The 15,831-nt window shown below is 41.0% G+C and carries 13 protein-coding genes; all 13 read left to right on the top strand.

Annotated elements, in window-relative coordinates:
• Nucleotides 1-234 precede the first annotated feature (234 nt).
• Entirely contained in the window at nucleotides 235-1,641 is a 1,407-nt protein-coding gene (locus GC093_RS29790) for a chitobiase/beta-hexosaminidase C-terminal domain-containing protein (protein ID WP_216624912.1), read from the top strand.
• A 14-nt stretch (nucleotides 1,642-1,655) separates the two neighbouring features.
• Nucleotides 1,656-3,992, top strand: a complete 2,337-nt coding sequence (locus GC093_RS29785) for a right-handed parallel beta-helix repeat-containing protein (protein WP_171655566.1) — start codon at nucleotides 1,656-1,658, stop codon at nucleotides 3,990-3,992.
• 627 nt (nucleotides 3,993-4,619) lie between these two features.
• Nucleotides 4,620-6,446 carry a polysaccharide biosynthesis protein gene (locus tag GC093_RS29780; protein WP_171655565.1) on the top strand — a complete coding sequence of 609 codons (1,827 nt, stop codon included), beginning with the start codon at nucleotides 4,620-4,622 and terminating at the stop codon, nucleotides 6,444-6,446.
• Nucleotides 6,447-6,476: 30 nt separating this feature from the next.
• On the top strand, nucleotides 6,477-7,355 hold the full coding sequence (galU, locus tag GC093_RS29775; RefSeq protein WP_171655564.1) for a UTP--glucose-1-phosphate uridylyltransferase GalU: 879 nt from the start codon (nucleotides 6,477-6,479) through the stop codon (nucleotides 7,353-7,355).
• Nucleotides 7,356-7,397: 42 nt separating this feature from the next.
• Entirely contained in the window at nucleotides 7,398-8,552 is a 1,155-nt protein-coding gene (locus GC093_RS29770; RefSeq protein WP_171655563.1) for a glycosyltransferase family 4 protein, read from the top strand.
• Nucleotides 8,537-9,646, top strand: coding sequence for a glycosyltransferase family 1 protein (locus GC093_RS29765; protein WP_171655562.1), 1,110 nt, complete (start codon nucleotides 8,537-8,539; stop codon nucleotides 9,644-9,646). Before GC093_RS29770 ends, GC093_RS29765 begins: the two co-directional genes overlap by 16 nt.
• A gap of 5 nt (nucleotides 9,647-9,651) precedes the next feature.
• On the top strand, nucleotides 9,652-10,542 hold the full coding sequence (locus GC093_RS29760) for a glycosyltransferase family 2 protein (RefSeq protein WP_171655642.1): 891 nt from the start codon (nucleotides 9,652-9,654) through the stop codon (nucleotides 10,540-10,542).
• 39 nt (nucleotides 10,543-10,581) lie between these two features.
• Nucleotides 10,582-11,649, top strand: coding sequence for an EpsG family protein (locus GC093_RS29755; protein ID WP_171655561.1), 1,068 nt, complete (start codon nucleotides 10,582-10,584; stop codon nucleotides 11,647-11,649).
• 73 nt (nucleotides 11,650-11,722) lie between these two features.
• Entirely contained in the window at nucleotides 11,723-12,772 is a 1,050-nt protein-coding gene (gene galE / locus GC093_RS29750; RefSeq protein WP_171655560.1) for a UDP-glucose 4-epimerase GalE, read from the top strand.
• A 23-nt stretch (nucleotides 12,773-12,795) separates the two neighbouring features.
• Nucleotides 12,796-12,945, top strand: a complete 150-nt coding sequence (locus tag GC093_RS29745) for a YwzD family small protein (RefSeq protein WP_171655559.1) — start codon at nucleotides 12,796-12,798, stop codon at nucleotides 12,943-12,945.
• 51 nt (nucleotides 12,946-12,996) lie between these two features.
• A complete protein-coding gene (locus tag GC093_RS29740) occupies nucleotides 12,997-13,971 on the top strand; it encodes a glucosamine inositolphosphorylceramide transferase family protein (RefSeq protein ID WP_171655558.1) in 975 nt (324 codons plus the stop codon).
• 31 nt (nucleotides 13,972-14,002) lie between these two features.
• The gene (locus GC093_RS29735; protein ID WP_171655557.1) at nucleotides 14,003-14,602 is read left to right on the top strand and encodes a sugar transferase; all 600 of its coding nucleotides are present in this window, start codon (nucleotides 14,003-14,005) and stop codon (nucleotides 14,600-14,602) included.
• Nucleotides 14,603-14,644: 42 nt separating this feature from the next.
• Nucleotides 14,645-15,817, top strand: coding sequence for an aminotransferase class I/II-fold pyridoxal phosphate-dependent enzyme (locus tag GC093_RS29730; RefSeq protein WP_171655556.1), 1,173 nt, complete (start codon nucleotides 14,645-14,647; stop codon nucleotides 15,815-15,817).
• The last annotated feature ends 14 nt before the right edge of the window (nucleotides 15,818-15,831 follow it).

The raw sequence follows: 15,831 nt of genomic DNA, 5'->3' as shown, positions 1-15,831 counted from the left end.
ACTTGACCTTGAACAAAAGTATAGCATAAGAATTGCTGATGCTTTCTCCGTCATTGCCTATGAACTCATTAAGTGTTATAGCCTATTTTCCTTTTCTATCCAAACAATAGCATGAAAATAATCATATCTTATATTGTAAAAAAATGGGTTTGATAGCTAACCTGGACGCCAATCCAATCCATATATATGGCTCTATTCCCATTTTCCGTGATGCAGACAGCAGGAGGGATTTGAATGACGACATACAACCAAAAGAAGTTGCTGCAGGACGTGGAAGGACAAATTATTCCTCAATATTGGGACGATACTCTTGGGGATTATGCACCGCTTACTGGAAGAGCAGGCGCATTGTTGGTCACAGGAATAAGCAATGGAAGTAGCTCCTTATCTGGCAATCTTTTCACAATAAAAGACGCTTGGACAGTAAGTGGCACCCATAACCTTCTTACGAGCTGTGATACGCTGTTGATTGATAACACGAACGGAGCTGCCGACTTGTCTTTCACCGTCAATGACATTACCCTCACAGTGATGCAAGGCGAACAATTTTTCGGTAATTTCGATGGCTTTACCAGTGTAAGCATCACTAGCACAGGCGCCTTTTTCGTAAAAGCAGGAGTGGCGAAAGCATTGCCGACAGCTGTTATCAAAGCTGCGTTTATAAGCAATGAGAACGCTGCGAAAACCGCTTCTGCCACAGCTATGGGAGTCGGTATTGTCAATGATAGCACCGAGGAAATTAAACTTACGGTAGGGGGGGTAACAATAAGCGTTGCATCAGGAAACGCTAATGAAAATTTCTTCGACAATTTCACAGAGTTTACCCTATCCGCAACTGGCGACTATCGGTGCTATATACTAGGTGCGCTAGGTGTAGCCATTACTTTGACTGATACCGAGGCACAGCCGGACATTACGCCGCCAATAGTGAACGCTGAGCCCAGTGCTGGAACTTTTTCCGCAGCGCAAGAGGTAACACTGATGGCAAACGAAACGGCGACTATCTTTTATACGACAGATGGCAGCGACCCTACCACTGCAAGCGCTGTTTACTCTGAACCGATTCATGTTACTGCTACTACGACGTTGATGTACTTCGGAAAGGATACAGCGGGTAATTCATCAGCTGTCCAATCGTCAACTTATACCCTCAACTTGCCGGCACTTTCGATGAATGGAGCTACCGATTGGCTGCTTATCCCAACGATCCCAATTATAGTTACCGATTTGGAAATGCGAATTAATGTTGAGAACAATGGGGGCTATTATTACGACACACGAGAAAATGCAACCAGTTCGTATATGTTTCGTGATGCGGCAAGTGGGAAAGACCAGCGCGGCCCGAACGAGGATGTATATGTTGATGGGGTGATGAAAGCAAATTCTATCCACGCAGTCAACAACGGTGTGGAAAGAACGCTTAAGGTTCACTTCTGGACAGGTTTAACGTCACCTGGTAACATGCATATTTTCTGCCGGAGTACAGTTGATGCTAGGACCTTCATGAAAGGCAAAATTTACGACATCAAGCTGTACAATGGAGCGAATGTAGTAGCGCATTACGATATGTCAACAGGCACAGTAAAGGATCAATCGGGTAACGATAACCATGCAACGTTAAACGGTGGAACATTCGGATAAAGGAGGTACAACAGATGGGATACATCAAAAAGCAAACCGGAGGTGGCGTATATGACAGCTTGGATTACATCATCGATCTTTCGCGCTGGGGCATCAAAAACAATCTGACGGAATCGCAAGCAACAACGGACGGAATTAACAATGCGCTAGTATGGGCACAGGCAAGTGGATTTAACCACGTCTTTTTACCTGGAGGCAGGTATTTAATCAACCTGAAACCAGGTATTCAGATGGTAAGCAATATGTACTTGGAATTGGCGTCAGATGCAAGTTTGGAAATGGAAACGAACTCGGCGCCAGGATATAGCGTTGTTTCATTCAATGCCGTGCAAAATTCCAAGATCACAGGAGGGAAAATCCTCGGTGACAGGCAAACTCACCTGTTCTCTATCAATACAGGATGGGTTCGTGGTGGTGTAAATCCTGATGGTTCGCTAAACGGTAACCGCAACTTTATTCGCACTCCTATGCTTGATCGTCGAACAAGCGTTAATGCTTGTCTCGAGTCCTTTCGTCTGTGGAAACCAACTGGAGGTTCGGTGGGGATTACGGCAAACGGATACAATTTTTATCAATATAAGGATGTGGTTTCGCGAGGAACCTTCGTCAACTTCAGAAATAACGGGCTTTTTGCGCCGACAGCTCCTACTGGACGCGGCTGGTTCGATACTATAGATAAATGCAACGTGATGATTATGACCATCGATATATCCGCAACTCCGATGAGTGACGCTGATATTGCTGCACTCACAGCAAAAATCGACGGTGCAGGGTATACCCATGAATGGGGATATGGCGTGTCTATCGAGGCTGGGGAAAACATAGAAGTGGCTTACATGGATATATCAGAATGCACAGGTGAATCCATTTACACTGGGATTATTCATTCTGATGACCCGTCCCAGTATACGCTTCTCGGAAACATAGGCACTGGGGTAAGAATACATCACAATAATATCCACCATAACCGCAGACAGGGTATCTCACTTGCAGGGCCGAATGACGTGGAGATTTATAACAACGAAATACACCATATTGGCTACCAAGCAAACGAAACGATACCAACGGGGGACTACAAATGGTTTGTGGCTCCAGGTTATGGAATTGACATCGAATCTATGGTTGGTGAGAGCAATGTGCCCTATAAAGACCTGCGTTCCGGAAAGGATGGACTTGAAGTAAACTATCGGATTCGGATTGAAAATAATTACATCCACGATAATATACGCGGCCATCTCGTCAATCCAGATGGCACCTATGTAACCGTTGAAGGGAACATTTTCCAAGGGAACAATATAGGCGGCATTTTCGGTTGGGATAACCCGTTTACGAAGTACGTCAATAACATTTTTGATGGCTGTATATTTGCAGTCAATTACGATAATGTTTGTGAGGGAGCAATATTAGTTAATTATGCAAGCCTGAATATCGGCTCAGCCCACGGGGTCCGAATCAGCGATGTGTATGCGATTAATTCGTCGATGCAAGCAAGTGGGACAGAAGGGTATTTTGGCCCTCCTTCAGCGGTTGATGTGTCAACGGGAACGTTCACTGTCCCCGGGCATGGTATGGGAGCGGGCGCCAAAGTTATTTTCGAACAGTGGCAGGGGAAAGTCCCAACGGGAATTACGCCAGGTAAAACTTACTACACGACGAATATCACCGCAGATACGTTTCAAGTGTCCAACACGTCAGCTGGAACAGCGTTACCGATTACTGATTCAGGTGCTGCTGGGTTTATTGTGGCACGTTGGAATTATGGGAAGTGTTACATTGAAAATGTGCTTTTTGAACGAGATGACTTCGATACCAGCACGACTCCGAATAATGTGAATATATTAGGTGCTGCTGGAATGGTTATCAAAAACATGACAGTCCGCAAAGTTCAATTTGAGATTTCTAGTCCTGATAACTGGCAAGGCCGTCCTGCGGTAATTGAAGGACTTACCGTGATTGACACGGGTGGAAAAATCAACGGTGTACGTGTTAGCAACGGTAAATTTATATCCGGTGTCGGAAATGTGGGAATGGAGCTAGGCAACTACCATAGTCAAACCCAAAGGTTGATTATGGACAACTGCATCTTCCAAAACATAAACGTGGATATCGGAGCTGTTACCATGTTGGATTGCAATATGGCAAACTGCAACATTTCGAAGACCAACGCGCAGGATGCCTACTCTTTGTTCCTGAAATGCTTTCTGGATAACGTGATAATCAACTTGCATTGGATTGCCGCACCGGAGAAGGTCAAGTTCGCCCAGTGTATAGTCAACAAGGTCACAAAGGACGTAAGTACAGGGACAACCTTCGTATCAACGTTGGATTTGGCTACCGGAATCACGAGTTAAAAGGGGACTCAAAATTAAGAATTAAATTTGACCTCTATTACTTAAAAAACCGGCTATTGCCGGTTACATAACTAGCTGGATGATTTTTACACAAAGGCTGCAGCAAGGCGGTTTCCGTATTCTTAATTGTATAGGCTCTTCTTAGGAAACACCGGAAGTTGGGAATCAGGATGTTAAAGAAGTGAGTAAAGTTTGTATTGACACGTTCTTTATAAAGAACTACAATGAGGATACAACAGCATTACACTAATTAACTATTTATTTAAATAAATAACAGCAAGGTTCGGCTTAATATCTTAAGACATGATGTGTAATTCAATAAAAGAAGGCAAATTTTTTTTGCCCCAACGTTCTCTATAACGAATTATATTTTAGGCTTATATTATTCAGGATTCGGTGATGTCTCCTTGCCGTTATCAATGGAGGTACTCGACCATGCTGTGGGTTGGAATATACCTTAGACGCGAGTCGTCAAAGGTGTGGTGTGAGGTGGGGTTAGATGCCCTTTTTTAAAGTTCTTAACTATTTGGTTTTTCAAGAAAAGACCTTTTAGTTAAGAACTTTAATTATTCCAGTTCATTTTGAATGTATATCTTCCAAATCTAATATTATCGAAAGGGTGATTGTATGGCGTACCGGCAGAGGTTACCTTTTTTAATCTTAATGGATTCGTTTATTGTATTAACCGCTATCTACTTCAGTCAATTTCTGGTAAATGCTACTTTTCATGTTATTACGATTCCTTTAGTAGTTAGTTCATTGACGCTTTTGCTTAGTCATCATGTTTTTTCTATCATTTATAAGTTATATAAAAAGGCTTGGGAGTATGCGAGTATATCTGAATTAATAATGATTTTTAAAGCGGTCACTTTCTCGATTCTGACCGTAGCTGTTGTCCAGGAGCTTATGGTTCAAGCTATATACTTACGTCTTCTTGTCGTAACGTGGCTGCTGCATATTTTACTCATTGGAGGCTCACGTTTTTGTTGGCGAGTGTTTCGGGATATTTACATGAAAAAGGTAAATAACAAGAAACGAACATTGATAGTCGGAGCTGGCGCTGCAGGAACAATGGTGGCAAGGCAATTAATTACGAACAATGATACCGAATTATTACCTACTGCTTTTATTGATGATAACTTTAAAAAACATAACTTGGATATATTAGGAATTCCGGTAGTGGGGGGAATTAATCGAATCGAGAGTGCAGTACAAGAGCTGAACATAGATAACATTGTGATAGCTATTCCTTCACTTAATAAAAAAGAATTAAATAGAATTTTTCAGGAATGTGCAAAAACAAATGCTAAAGCGCAAATTCTTCCCATGCTTGAGGATCTGGTAACTGGTAAAGTTTCGGTCAATCAATTCCGGGATGTTCAGGTTGAGGATTTACTGGGTAGAGAACCCATTGAGTTACATATCGATAGTATTTCAGGTTATATCTCTAATAAGGTTATTTTGGTAACGGGTGCCGGAGGATCTATTGGATCGGAAATATGCAGACAAGTTTGTAAGTTTAACCCAGAGCAGTTGATTTTACTGGGCCATGGAGAGAATAGTATTTATTCCATTGAAATGGAGCTAAAGGATACTTTCCAAGAAACTCAAATTAAATTTATTACAGAAGTAGCGGACATACAGGATGCTAATAAAATGATGTCCATTATGAATACCTACCGACCGCAAGTTGTATACCACGCTGCTGCTCATAAGCATGTGCCATTGATGGAGCGCAATCCTGAGGAAGCTGTGAAAAATAATATGATTGGAACGATGAATCTTGCCAAAGCAGCCAATCGGCATGGTGTAGAAACATTTGTGATGATCTCGACGGACAAGGCTGTTAATCCGACTAGTGTAATGGGATCCACCAAAAGGCTTGCTGAAATGATTATCCAACACCTGGATAAAACCAGTTTTACGAAGTTTGTTGCTGTTCGATTTGGTAATGTTTTAGGCAGTCGTGGGAGTGTAATTCCGTTATTTAAAAGGCAAATTGAAAAGGGAGGACCGGTTACGGTTACCCATCCTGATATGATTCGCTACTTTATGACGATACCGGAAGCATCGAGGCTTGTCATACAAGCGGGCTCATTGGCAAAAGGTGGAGAAATTTTCGTGCTAGACATGGGTGAGCCTGTAAAAATTGTGGATCTTGCGAAGAACCTGATCAAACTCTCAGGCAACTCGATTGAGGAAATCGGGATCGAATTTACAGGAATGAGGCCAGGGGAAAAGCTCTTTGAAGAATTGCTGCAAAAAGGTGAAGTTCATGAACAGCAGGTTCATCCCAAGATTTATATAGGCAAAACCGCGGATCTGTATATTGAGGAAATTACCGAAATAATCTCAACCTACTCAACCTTGGAAAAACATAAGCTAAGGGAGAAATTACTGAATTTAGCCAACAATAAGGGCAGTGTGTCACCAAAACTAGTGTCAATCAGTTAAGTTTTTATATACAAAGGAGTGTACTTAGCCATGAAGGTAAGAAAAGCGATCATACCAGCAGCAGGACTTGGCACCAGATTTCTTCCAGCAACAAAGGCAATGCCCAAAGAGATGCTGCCGATTGTAGATAAGCCCACGATTCAATACATTGTAGAGGAAGCAGTGGCATCAGGGATTGAAGATATCCTTATCGTAACAGGGAAAGGAAAGAGAGCTATTGAGGATCACTTCGATAACTCGTTTGAGCTAGAGCAGAATTTATTCGAGAAGGGTAAGTTTGATTTACTTAATGAGGTACAAAAATCATCTAACATGGTTGACATTCATTATATTCGCCAGAAGGAAGCCAAAGGCTTGGGGCATGCCATTTGGTGCGCACGTAAATTTATTGGCAATGAACCCTTTGCTGTTTTATTAGGCGATGATATTGTCAAGGCGGAAAAGCCTTGTCTCAAGCAGATGATTGAGCAATATGAGCGATATCATTCATCAGTGATTGGTGTTAAGCATGTACCCGATGATGAGGTATCGCGGTACGGAATTGTAGACGGAAGCAAGATAGAGGATCGCTTTTATGGAGTCAACAACCTGGTTGAAAAGCCTAGGAAGGAAGACGCTCCATCCAATCTTGCGATTATGGGCCGTTATATCCTCAGCCCAAGGATTTTCGACATTCTGGGGAACCAAGCGCCAGGAGCAGGCGGGGAAATACAACTAACCGATGCTATCGCGGAACTGAATCTCTATGAGGCGGTTTATGCTTATGAGTTTGAAGGTATCCGCTATGATGTGGGTGAAAAGATGGGCTTTATACAGACTACCATCGAATTCGCCCTGCAGCGTGAAGATATAAGGTACGGTTTACTGGATTATCTAACTAAGATTTTGGATAAAGAGTTAATTAAGTGAGCTTATGTCTAACGGGTTAATTAATTGGAATGGGTGATAGATGTGCCAAAAAAAGTTCTGTTTTGTGCAACTGTTGATATTCATTTCAAAGCATTCCATCTGCCCTATCTTAAGTGGTTTAAAGAGCAGGGCTGGGAGGTTCATGTTGCGTCTAGCGGGGATTTAGAGCTCCCCTACACCGATAAGAAGTATAACCTGCCGATCCAAAGGTCTCCTTTGAAAATGGAAAATATTAGAGCCTATAGTGAGCTAAAAGCAATAATAAATAAGAACGAGTATGAGATCATTCATTGTCATACGCCAATGGGTGGAGTTCTTGCCCGGTTAGCTGCGCGACAAGCTAGAAAACAGGGTACCAAGGTGATCTATACAGCTCATGGGTTTCATTTTTGCAAAGGAGTTCCTTTTATAAACTGGGCTTTATATTATCCGGTCGAGAAATTATTGGCACATTATACCGATTGTCTGATAACGATAAATGAAGAAGATTACAATTTGGCGTTACGTCATGGGTTTAAAGCTAAGCGTGTTGAGCAAGTCCATGGCGTGGGAATTGATAATAAGCGATTTGGTCCAGTAACTGCCGAATACAAAATGGAATTAAAGCAGAAGAAAAACTATAGAACTGAAGATTTTCTCATGTTCTATGCAGCGGAATTTAATAAAAATAAAAACCAACAGTTTCTTATAAGGGCTCTTGCCCATATAAAGGAAGAGGTTCCTTATGCCCGCCTATTGCTGGCTGGAAAGGGACCTCTTTTTGATGAATGTTATGAGCTTGCCAATAAGCTGGGTGTTGCAGATAAGGTTGATTTCCTAGGATATAGGACGGACATTGATGAGATATTACCGATGTGTGATATAGCTGTTGCATCAAGTCTCCGCGAAGGCTTGCCGGTTAATATTATGGAAGCCATGTCCTGTGGGTTGCCGGTTATTGCCACTGACAATAGAGGACACAGAGAACTGATTCATAACGATGAGAATGGCTGGATTATTAGTCCAAATGATTTTGCAGGAATGTCGGATAGGATTAAGACTCTTGCAAGTAATGAGGATTTGAGGATTAAGCTTGGAAGCACGGGACGCCATAGTATTGAAAGCAGATATGCTATTAACCAAGTTTTAATGGAGAAGATTAGCATATATGCCAGCTTTACGGACGAATTGGAGGTGGTGAAGTGGGCGGTCCAATAAGGATCTTGCATGTAGTAGTGAATATGAACCGTGGCGGTGCAGAAACCCTCTTAATGAATTTATATCGAAATATGGATCGCTCAAAGGTTCAATTCGATTTTCTAACCTGTAAGGAAGGCGTTTTTGATGCAGAAATATTGGAGATGGGTGGGGTAGTCCACCGAATTCCCTATATTATGGATATTGGTCATTTTGGTTACATAAATGCTCTAGATCAATTCTTTATAATGAATCCCAAGTACAAGGTTGTGCACTCCCATATGGATAAAATGAGTGGATGGGTGCTCCGTTCAGCTAAGAAAGCAGGCATACCCATACGGATAGCTCATAGTCATAATACTAGCAGCGAGGGTAATGCAGCAGCCAAAGCCTATAAGTGGTTTGCGGGGAAATTAATATTACCAAGCGCAACCCATCTATTGGCCTGTTCGAATAGCGCTGCCAAATGGTTGTTTGCCGATAAAGCAGATGCTGTGAGAGTGCTGAAAAATGGAATTGAATGTGATAGATTTACATTTTCCTCTAACATAAGAAAACAGATACGCAAGGAATTGCATCTTCCCCGCAATAGTCTTGTTTTAGGACATGTCGGGAGATTTGCACCTCAAAAAAATCATACTTTTCTAATTGATGTTTTTGCCAAGCTGAATAAAGATAAACCCGATTCGGTTCTTGTATTAGTTGGGGATGGTCCACTTCGTATAAGTATGGAGAAAAAAGTAGCCGAGTTAAATTTATCAGACAAAGTCAAATTTCTTGGAATCCGCAGTGACATAAGCAGGCTGCTGCAAGCATTCGATGTGTTTGTATTTCCCTCTGTGCATGAGGGCTTGCCTGTTACACTTATTGAGGCTCAAGGAGCTGGCTTGCCTTGTGTAATATCGGATGTCATATCTCAGGAAGTTGATATGGGGATAGGCTTGGTTGAATACTATCCTTTAATAGATACCGTGATCTGGGTTGAGAAAATAAAAAGCATAGCCCATAGAAAATTACCGCGAAGCATATCAGCTCAAGCATTATCCCGCAACGGGTATGATATTAAAAACACAGCAGAGTTGACGAAGGATTTTTATTTAGCCATATCGAGGTGAAAAGATTGAAGCGGCTGACTGTTTTTACCCCAACCTTTAATAGAGCCTATTGCCTTACTAATTGTTATGAGAGTCTGAAACGACAAGCCTCCAATGATTTTGTTTGGCTAATAATAGACGATGGCTCTTTGGATAATACGAAAGATCTAGTCACAGGCTGGATAGCTGAGGATATCTTAACAATTCGTTATCATTGGCAAGAAAATCAAGGTATGCATGGTGCTCATAACACAGCCTATGAACTTATCGACACGGAATTGAATGTATGTATTGATTCGGATGATTATATGGAGGAAGGCGCAGTTGAAAAAATCATCTCATTTTGGGAGCAATTTGGGAGTGATGAGGTCAGCGGTATCATTGCACTGGATTCGTACACGGATGGGCAAGTGATTGGTTCCATGCTGCCAGAGACGCTGGATCGTTCAACACTTTTTGGGCTTTATAACAGATATGGCGTTACGGGTGACAAGAAGCTTATTTACCGTACAGAGTTGACCAAACGATTTCCTTATCCTATTTTCACTAATGAAAAATACGTAGGCTTGGCTTATAAATATTATAAGCTTGACCAAGAGTATGAGCTGCTGCTTATGAACGAAGTCATATGCTGTGTTGAATATCTACCCGATGGATCATCGATGAATATGCTGAGTCAATATCGAAGAAATCCGCAGGGTTTTGCTTTTTATCGTAAGGAGCTAATGAAGCTGTCTTTTGTTGGACTACTCTTTAAATTTAGACAGTCCATTCATTATGTATCGAGCAGCTTGTTTTCAAAAAATCTCAAGTTTCTGGCAGAAACGCCTTGTAAAATAATTACTCTTTTGGCGGTTCCGTTAGGGTTCATGCTTTATTGTTTAGTAAGAACGAAAACGAGAGGTTTAAAAAGCTAATAGTGGTATAAAACGTTTATTTTCGAAGGGACATCATCTATGGCTATTCTTTGGGCAAATCTCGCAATAGTGTATATGTTTTCTTTATTCTCTCGGTTGATGGTTAAACCAGCAGCTATTAGCCCTCAAGTGGTAAAGCCCAATAAGGTAATGGTTGTTATAGTTATTGCATTTCTGGTGTTAGTCTCCGGTCTTCGCAATAGCATTGGGGATACTTTCTTTTATATGCACGCCTATCAAGTGAATACATTTAATTGGGAGTATATTTTATCCGAGAAGGATATGGGCTTCGGGATTTTACAAATGTTGTTAAAAATGTATTCGAGCGATCCACAGCTGCTTGTATTTATTTGTGCCTTGATCACGAATTTACTGATAGTGCTTGTCCTTTATAAATACTCCAAGCTATTCGAGCTAAGTATATATGTCTATATAACATCGGGTATGTATCTCGTTTCTATGAATGGAATTAGACAATATCTGGCTGCTGCGATTATTTTTGCTGCTACCCGATACATCATTGATGGCAATTGGAAGAAATACACAATGGTTGTTTTATTGGCGTCCTTATTCCATAGCAGCTCGTTAATCTTAATTCCGATGTATTTTATCGTTAGAAGGAAAGCTTGGACGTTAACGACCTTTATTATTTTATTCTTTGCCGTGTTACTAGCTATGGGCTACAGCCAGCTGTCTGGGTTATTTTTTGCCGTAATAGAAGATACACATTATTCAGAATACAAAAACTTCGCCGAGGGTGGAGCCAACATAATCAGGGTCGTTATCTATGCTATCCCTATTGTACTGGCTTACATCGGCAGAGATAAACTTAGAGAGCTATTTCCTAATAGCGACTACATAGTGAATATGACGGTGCTTGGTTTAGTTTTTATGGTGATTTCAACGCAGAATTGGATTTTTGCAAGGTTCTCTATCTATTTTAGTTTGTATAATTTGATTATCATTTCATGGATCGTAAACGCCTTTGTGCGTAAAGAGCAAAAATTAGTTTATTATTCGATCTTGGTTTTTTACTTGCTGTATTGTTTTTATGAACAAGCAATTAGCTTGGGAATCATCTATACGAGCAGCTACATTAAATTGTAAGTACGGGATTTATATGAAGGCCTCCAGTTAAGGGGGCTTTTTGGCATTATTAAGTAATTGGGAGGCGGAAGCAATGGCGATTCTTGTTACCGGAGGGGCCGGCTATATTGGAAGTCATACTTGTGTTGAATTATTGAATGCAGGGTATGAGATTGTTGTGGTTGATAACCTTTCTAACAGCAGCTTGGAGTCACTGAATAGAGTGAAGCAAATAACAGGTAAGAATTTTCAATTTTATAAGCTGGATTTAATAGATAGGGACGGACTTGATATGGTTTTTTCTCAAAATCCTATTGACGCGGTTATCCATTTCGCAGGGCTTAAAGCAGTTGGTGAATCCGTTAATCTGCCACTAAGCTATTATCATAATAATATTACCGGTACTCTTGTACTTTGTGAGCTAATGAAGAAATACGATGTGGACAAATTAGTGTTTAGTTCATCAGCTACTGTATATGGAATGCCGGAAAGTGTGCCTATCTCTGAAAATTTTCAGCTGACGGCAACGAATCCATACGGACGGACGAAGTTAATGGTTGAAGAAATATTAATAGACCTTTATAAATCCGATACGAATTGGGGAATTGCGCTTCTAAGGTATTTTAACCCAATTGGAGCACATAAAAGTGGACTAATAGGAGAGGACCCGGGTGGGATACCGAATAACCTTATGCCTTATATAACACAGGTTGCCATTGGGAAGCTAGAGCAGCTGAATATATACGGCAATGACTACTATACTGTAGATGGTACAGGGGTTAGAGATTATATTCATGTTGTAGATCTGGCGATTGGACATTTGAGAGCACTTGAGAAGGTAATGGCTACTACAGGTGTGGATGCTTACAATCTGGGTACAGGGCGAGGCTGTAGTGTTCTTGAATTGATTGCTGCGTTTGAACAGGTATCCGGCAGGAAGATTTCATATACGGTTTCAGAAAGACGGCCTGGTGATGTAGGTGAATGCTACGCTGATCCTTCTAAAGCCAGTATGGAATTAGGCTGGACTGCCGTTAAGGGAATCGAAGAGATGTGCGAAGATTCATGGAGGTGGCAGTCGAATAATCCCAATGGTTACACTGAGGTCGAGAACAGGCTTGCTGGAGTCAGCGCTGCGGAATGATTACAAGAAGCGGGGATAGATAAATGGATATTGGCCAATTAACCCAAACACAACTAAAGGAAATACTGATGGATGTTAAGAAGAAGGGCGAGGAGTCAGAAGACTTGAACGCTGTAGATCTTATAAATGAAATTAAACGTCAGATTATTTCTGCCTTATCCTCAATAAAATGAACAGGGATCCAGGTGTATAATTTCATTTCGTTATATTTTGGGAGGGCAAACATGTCTTTAGGAAAAGGTTCACCTCTAAAAAAGATATTGAATCTATTACCTCTTCTTCGAGAAGGGGTGATCTCCAATAAATGGTCCATCAAAGTATTTAGCTCAAATTCGGTTATTTCTGAAGCTCCGCATGATCATGACTTGGACACTCCAACCTTGCAAGCATCAGATATCCACGATGTTCCTGCAGAGTTTGTTGCAGATCCGTTTATTATGAAGCATGAAGATCGCTTTTATATGTATTTTGAAGTATTAAACAAAGCGTCTGGGCGTGGAGAAATTGGAGTTGCCAGCAGTGTGGATGGTCATGATTGGGATTATGAAAAAATAGTGCTCAGGGAAAAGTTTCATTTATCGTATCCTCAGGTGTTTAAGGTCAATGATGAAATATTTATGCTGCCGGAAACAATTGAAACGAATCGGGTGCTGCTGTACAAGGCAAAGAGCTTTCCATTTGAATGGGAATTGGCTTGTGAATTATTTAGCGGGAGCTATGTGGATCCGTCTATATTTAGATATGAGAACAAATGGTGGTTATTTGCCGGGGCTAATCAAGGAAAGAATCTGCATTTATTTTATTCAGATCATATAGAAGGCACATGGACGGAGCATCCTCAGAGCCCCCTTATTTCAAACAATATTAGCATTACGAGACCTGGGGGTCGAATCATAGTTACTGAATCAAGCATCTACAGATATACTCAAGATGGTAATCCTTATTACGGCAGCGCTATGCGGGTTTTTAAAATTAATAAGCTTTCAGAGACCGAATATGAGGAAGAATTGGTAGATAGGATATTAAGCGGCACTAACAAAGAAAGCGATTGGAGAAAAGATGGGATGCACCATATTGACCAGCTTCAAATTAATGAGAATCAATGGCTTATAGCGGTGGATGGTCATAAATCGGAGAGATCGAACTATATGGCTTGGAAGCTTGATCGTATTTTATCAAAACTTAAAAAATATGCTTAATCGTATTATTCGTACAGGAGCTAGATAACCAATGAAGAGAGTATTTGACCTGAGTGTTTCCATATCGCTGTTGCTGCTGCTATTCCCGATTATGATCATTGTGGCTATTTTAGTGAGAGTAAAGTTAGGATCTCCAATCATATTTAAACAGCAACGACCTGGACTTTACAGCAAGCTGTTCTATCTGTATAAGTTTCGTACCATGACAGATATAAGAGACAATGATGGGAATTTATCGTCGGATTATATTAGATTAACTACCTTTGGTAAATTTCTAAGAAAATACAGCCTGGATGAACTCCCTCAATTAATAAATGTCCTAAAAGGAGATATAAGTTTGGTAGGTCCGAGGCCGTTATTAACGGATTATTTACCCTTATATACCGAAGAGCAAACGAAACGGCATAATGTAAAGCCTGGAATAACGGGATGGGCGCAGGTGAACGGAAGGAATACAATTTCATGGGAAGATAAATTTAAGCTCGATGTATGGTATGTAGAACATTGCAGCTTTTTTCTCGATTTAAAAATATTAGGCTTAACCTTTTTCAAAGTACTGAAAACAGAAGGAGTAAGTCATAAAAACCATGTCACTATGGAGAAGTTCACCGGTACAACAAGCGCCGAATAAACTTTTCTTTCTTTAATATAAACCAGGGGAAGGTTGTGTGAAATGCAAGTGACTAGTGATAAAAAAAGAATTTATCTTTCTGCACCTCATATGAGCGGTAATGAGCAGAAGTATATCAAAGAAGCCTTTGAAACGAATTGGATCGCTCCCTTGGGACCTAATGTGGATGCATTTGAGGAAGAGCTTGCAGACTATGTAGGGATTGGTGACGCTGCAGCAGTTAGCTCTGGGACGGCTGCTATTCATTTGGCGTTAAAATTGTTAGATGTACATCAGGGAGATAAAGTATTTTGTTCAAGTCTTACTTTTGTGGCAAGCGCCAATCCCATCATCTATCTCGGAGCCGAGCCAATATTCATTGATTCTGAACCGAAGACATGGAATATGTCGCCGCAAGCTTTAGGGCATGCTTTGGAAGACGCAGCACGAGAAGGCCATTTGCCAAAAGCGGTTATTGTAGTTAATTTATATGGGCAAAGTGCTCAAATGGATGAAATTGTTTCGCTATGCGATAGCTACAACGTTCCTATTATTGAGGATGCGGCTGAATCACTAGGTTCTACCTATAAAGGTCAGGCGAGCGGAACATTCGGCAAGTTTGGCGTGTACTCTTTTAATGGAAACAAAATAATAACGACCTCCGGAGGAGGTATGCTCGTTTCTAATGATCTAGAGTCATTGAAAAAAGCACGTTTTTTAGCAACGCAAGCACGGGATCAGGCAGAGCATTATGAGCATAGCCAAATGGGCTATAATTATCGGTTAAGTAACGTCTTGGCGGGTATTGGCCGGGCTCAATTAGAGGTTCTTGCTGAAAGAGTAGTTGCAAGACGGGCTATATTCGATCGATATTACGAGGAGCTTTCCGCAATACCGGGCATTCAATTTATGCCTGAATTAGAAGGCTCTTGGTCTAATCGCTGGCTTACTGCATTAACCATAGATGAGCAAGAAGCAGGCATATCCAGGGAGCTGCTGTTAAAATCCTTGATTGAAGATAATATTGAAGCCCGCCCTGTATGGAAGCCGCTTCATATGCAGCCGCTTTTTGAAGGTACTCGATTTTATGCTCATAATGAAGAAGGCATCGTGTCGGAGCAATTGTTTAAATCAGGGTTATGCTTGCCTTCTGGATCGAATATGACGGAAGAAGAGCAGATGAGGATTGTGGATTGTATGAAAAAAGCGCTTAATAAGCACATTTTATTAAGTTAAGTAGATGCTTACGG

Origin of the sequence: Paenibacillus foliorum, assembly GCF_013141765.1 — a bacterium.
Lineage (GTDB): Bacteria > Bacillota > Bacilli > Paenibacillales > NBRC-103111 > Paenibacillus_S > Paenibacillus_S foliorum.
This window is presented reverse-complemented; position numbering and strand designations above follow the sequence as displayed.

What these genes read in the sequence shown, in the direction of transcription:
- GC093_RS29790 (WP_216624912.1), top strand. Translation starts at nt 235, where the DNA reads ATGACGACATACAACCAAAAGAAGTTGCTGCAGGACGTGGAAGGACAA.
- GC093_RS29785 (WP_171655566.1), top strand. Translation starts at nt 1,656, where the DNA reads ATGGGATACATCAAAAAGCAAACCGGAGGTGGCGTATATGACAGCTTG.
- GC093_RS29780 (WP_171655565.1), top strand. Translation starts at nt 4,620, where the DNA reads ATGGCGTACCGGCAGAGGTTACCTTTTTTAATCTTAATGGATTCGTTT.
- galU (WP_171655564.1), top strand. Translation starts at nt 6,477, where the DNA reads ATGAAGGTAAGAAAAGCGATCATACCAGCAGCAGGACTTGGCACCAGA.
- GC093_RS29755 (WP_171655561.1), top strand. Translation starts at nt 10,582, where the DNA reads ATGGCTATTCTTTGGGCAAATCTCGCAATAGTGTATATGTTTTCTTTA.
- galE (WP_171655560.1), top strand. Translation starts at nt 11,723, where the DNA reads ATGGCGATTCTTGTTACCGGAGGGGCCGGCTATATTGGAAGTCATACT.
- GC093_RS29745 (WP_171655559.1), top strand. Translation starts at nt 12,796, where the DNA reads ATGGATATTGGCCAATTAACCCAAACACAACTAAAGGAAATACTGATG.
- GC093_RS29740 (WP_171655558.1), top strand. Translation starts at nt 12,997, where the DNA reads ATGTCTTTAGGAAAAGGTTCACCTCTAAAAAAGATATTGAATCTATTA.
- GC093_RS29735 (WP_171655557.1), top strand. Translation starts at nt 14,003, where the DNA reads ATGAAGAGAGTATTTGACCTGAGTGTTTCCATATCGCTGTTGCTGCTG.
- GC093_RS29730 (WP_171655556.1), top strand. Translation starts at nt 14,645, where the DNA reads ATGCAAGTGACTAGTGATAAAAAAAGAATTTATCTTTCTGCACCTCAT.